A 4469-nucleotide genomic window follows, 5' to 3' on the forward strand; every position below is an offset into this window, starting at 1 on the left:
GCAATAGCCGATAATCATACTCCACCTGATAAACTCGCAGAACTGGAGCACCGTATTTTTGGTATTTCACATCAGGAAATTGGTGCCATACTGACGGAGCGATGGAAACTTGATAAAAAAATAATCCATGCCATTCGTGAACATCACCACACCACACTTCAGTCAAAAAAAACCGACAGACTCACCCGGATCATCCACATGGCCAATCTCCTGGCCCAGGAAACAGAAACTGAGCACAACTCTGTTCTCATGGAGGCCGAAAAGCTGTCTGTTCCAGCTGACAACATACCCGAAATCCTTCAGGAACAGAAAGCCATAGTATTTTCCATTGCCGAATCAATGGAAATGAGTGTTTCCGTGCCGGAACCACCCCTGCAGAAATTGCAGGGAAGAAAAACTGTTTCCGGACAAAACAACGGGAAAAAAAAATTACAGGAAACAGTAGAGACTATTGCCCTGAATCATGGTCTTCTCGACAGCCTCACCCGGGCAAAAACAGCAGACAGAATATTCTCACTTTTTGAGGAAAACCTCCAGACAGTATTTGGCATTCATAAATGTATAATCCTTCTGCCAGACAACCGCACTTCAGGAAAGCTGTCTGTACACGGTTCATCGGGAAACCCGATCGCCCGACAGATGCAGCATGGCAGCCTGACTCTTGATACCGGGTCTGCATTTTTCAGGAAACTCACGGAAAAACATGGGGTAAGCCATCTGCAGACTGGCAGTAACGATCAGTCCCGTATTCTGGTCAGCCGGCTACGCCTTATCATGAAAGAAGAGTGTTTTACAGCAATCCCTTTCACCTTGAAGGATTCCTTAAAGGGGATAGTTCTGGCTGCAATGGCTCCCCATGTATGCACGACACTTAGATCCAAAGAAAATTCCCTGCTTCTTGCATGCACTTATCTGGGCAATCGTCTCAACCTGGAACTCCTGAAAGAAGAACATGCCGAAGAACTGGCAAGAGAGCGCGCAGCGGCCAAAGAATCATTTGCCCGCTCAATAGCCCACGAGATATCCAATCCCCTGGCCATCATCCAGAACTACATTTCGCTGCTTGCCGATAACCTGCAGGATCAGGGACTCCAGAAAGATCTACAGATAATCTCAAGTGAACTTGATCGAATCAACACCATCAGCAGAAGACTCAACAACCTTTCAGGACCAGAAGCCCCTGCCGGACTTGAAAGAGTTGATATCAACAGGATCGTTACAGAAACGGTGGATCTCTTTAACAAATCTTTTAAAGCTGATTCAACAATAGAGCTTTCCCGGACCCTTGCATCAGAGGAGATAACAGGATTCAGCCGTCCCGGGGCAATTCGCCAGATTCTGAACAACCTGATTAACAACAGCCTGGAGGCCCTGGGAGATACAGGGACTATACAGGTGGAAACACGACTGGAACATGATAATTCTCTCCGAAAAACCCCCTGTGCCAAAATTCTGGTGTCCGATAATGGCCCCGGTATCTCTCCTGCTGTTACTGAAACACTCTACAAACCGGGCCACACGACTAAGAAAGGAGAACATTCCGGACTTGGTCTGGCCATCATCCGGAAGCTTGTCAAAGACCTCGGTGGATCAATTGCACATATTTCAAATCCGGAAACCGGAACCACATTTACCGTTACAATACCAATTCCCAAATCCTTATCCCAAAAATAATCACAAAGCCGTCACGGATTCGGATAAGACTCGTTCCCCTCCGTTAACGGCATCCTCCTGCGGATTCAGAATGAAGAACGATTGAGGCAACTACTCACAGGGCCAGTAACTCTATGATATTCAATATTATTTAACATCAATCCAACCAGAAAAAATAGTTTTTTTTCAATCGTCCTGAGTTTCACGGAGAGTTGGAATTTCAATTGACTTCTTTCTCTATTTCATCTAGCCTTACTCATGGTATTCCTTAAGAAAACAACAACATACTACATACAGTTGCTAGAAACTTCACACTTATGCCAGAAAGAATATTAGTTGTAGATGACGAGCCCCAGTTCCGTGACAGTATCAAGCGTGTGCTGCAGAATCATGGCTATAGCGTGGATACTGTATCTTCGGGCGGAGCAGTCTTCACTATTCTTTCCCGACAAAAGTACAATCTTGTTCTCCTTGACCTGCATCTACCCGACCTCAACGGCCTGGAAGTTGCGGAATATCTGACTCAAAACTATCCGGATCTGCCTACCGTGATTCTCACGGGAAGAGCTTCTGTTGACTCAGCCATCCAGGCTATCCGTATCGGCTGCTATGATTATCTCACTAAACCCTGCAAGCCGGAAAGAGTACACCAGGTTATCAAACGGGCCATTGAAACACAGAATTTGAAGGCTGAGTTGACAGCCAGCAGAAATAAATTCCAGAGGCTCTCCGAAGCAACGTGGGAAGGAATTGTTATTTTTTCCATGGAAGAGATTATTGAGGTCAACAACCAGTTCTGCCGGCTTCTGGCTGTGGATGAGAGAAATGTCTTAGGTCGCGATTTTTTTGAGATTCTTCCGGCTCTGCCCTTATCTGAACAATTTGAAATATTCTCAGGAGGAAAATCTCTTAACCATGTTTGCGAAGTAGAGGCAATACGATTCAACGGTGAAAGATTTCCGGCAGAAATCAGACTCAGGCAGATTGATGACGACGGGCGACTGTTATGGGTTGCAGCCATACGTGATCTCACCGAAAAAAAGAAACATGAGCAGGAACATCTGCGAATGCAGGAAAAACTGGATCATGCCAGAAGAATGGAGTCAATTGGTCTGATGGCGGGCAGCGTGGCCCACGACCTGAATAATATCCTCAGCAGCATCGTCACTTTCCCCGAACTCCTGCTCCTCGACATGCCCTCATCGGAAAAATACAGAAATGACATTATTCGTATCAGGGCTGCAGGTAAACAGGCGGCAGCGGTTGTAGAAGATCTGCTTACCGTCGCCAGGGGGTCCACCTGTCAAAAAGAAAATCATAATCTCAACGACATCATAAAAGATTACCTTGAATCCCTCGACTATTACCAGCTTATTCAGTCTTTCCCCGGGATCATGATTGATTTCCATCTCTCTCCCCATCTCAACAATACCCTGGTTTCCCCCATACATATAACAAAAGTTCTTATCAATCTCATCCGTAATGGAGCCGAGGCCATCAACAACGGAGGTCATATATATCTGTCCACAAGGAAAGAAATTCTGACAGAACCAAAAAAAGGGTATGACACGGTTCCTCCGGGAACATATGCGGTACTCTCTGTAAAGGACACCGGGTCAGGAATCACAGCATCTGCATTACCTCATATTTTTGAACCGTTTTTTTCCAGGAAAAAACTGGGAAAAAGCGGCTCCGGTCTTGGCCTGACGGTTATTCTTCATACCGTACGGGACCACCAGGGGTTTATTGATGTCAAAAGTGACTCAAACGGCACTCTTTTTGAACTCTTTTTCCCGGCTAATGAAGAAAAAAGCCGCAGGGATACTTCGGCCATATCCCTGGACTCTCTCCTGGGCAATGGTGAAAAAATTCTTGTCATCGACGATGAGCAATCCCAGAGAGACCTGACGGCCAGCATTCTGAGACGGCTCGGTTATAATCCAGTCACTGCAACCAGTGGGGAGGAAGCCATTGAGTATATAAAAAAACAACCGGTGGACCTCCTGCTTATGGATATGGTTATGGAACCGGGCATTAATGGATATGAAACATACAAAGAAATTTTAAAAATTGTTCCCGACCAGAAGGCCATTGTAGCATCCGGATTTTTCAACCCTGTGGAACTGAATAAAATTAGAGAACTTGGAGTAATACACTATCTTGCAAAACCCCTCAATCTATCAGATCTCGCTCTGGCTATTCACGAGGAAATCAACAAATAACGCCCTGCCCATCCGAGTAATCAACTCTTGAAAACGATACGTCTCTATGAACTGTTGCCCCTCCAGGAGCATTAGAGAAAGTAAGAATCGTCCCCTGGAAACTAAGAGTATTTTGAAAAACTAGTATTTTTCAAGATGCCCATAAAAGATTCTGATTACGTATGAAACTCAGCCTGTTATTTGTGAATCTGGGGATGTGGTTGTTTTGTCAGGCGTATTTCAAAAATCATATTAGACTGATTATAAAATGATCTGGACTGACACTTTTTCATCTGAATTCCTTATCAATTGAGATTTCCAGTGATTTTTGACCGTAGGCCAGCCTGATAAAACAGGCACATCCACAATTTGGCTGAGTTTCATGGGTAATCAGGAAAAATTTTATCCTCGGAATATTAATTATATGCCTGCGGTAAAATTTCCCGTGCGCCTTGATCTCGAACAAAAATCCTCATTTCTGGACAGATACTAACTATCCACAGGGTTAAACACCCGAGTGTACGTTTCCGAGCAACCACTGTCAAGTTTAAAAGTTATCGTGGAAACTCTGGTTTGAATGTGAACAGGAATAGATTATTCTGCTCCATATATCAA

2 protein-coding genes are annotated in these 4469 nt (G+C 44.7%); both read left to right on the forward strand.

The window, feature by feature from the left end; all coding sequences use genetic code 11:
- The coding region (locus tag ACXLDX_RS12135; RefSeq protein WP_457577449.1) for an ATP-binding protein at positions 1-1674 on the forward strand (1674 nt) is incomplete at its 5' end.
- A gap of 296 nt (positions 1675-1970) precedes the next feature.
- Entirely contained in the window at positions 1971-3875 is a 1905-nt protein-coding gene (locus ACXLDX_RS12140) for a response regulator (protein ID WP_457577450.1), read from the forward strand.
- Positions 3876-4469: the final 594 nt, after the last annotated feature.

The sequence above is a fragment of the Desulfomarina sp. genome (assembly GCF_054039375.1).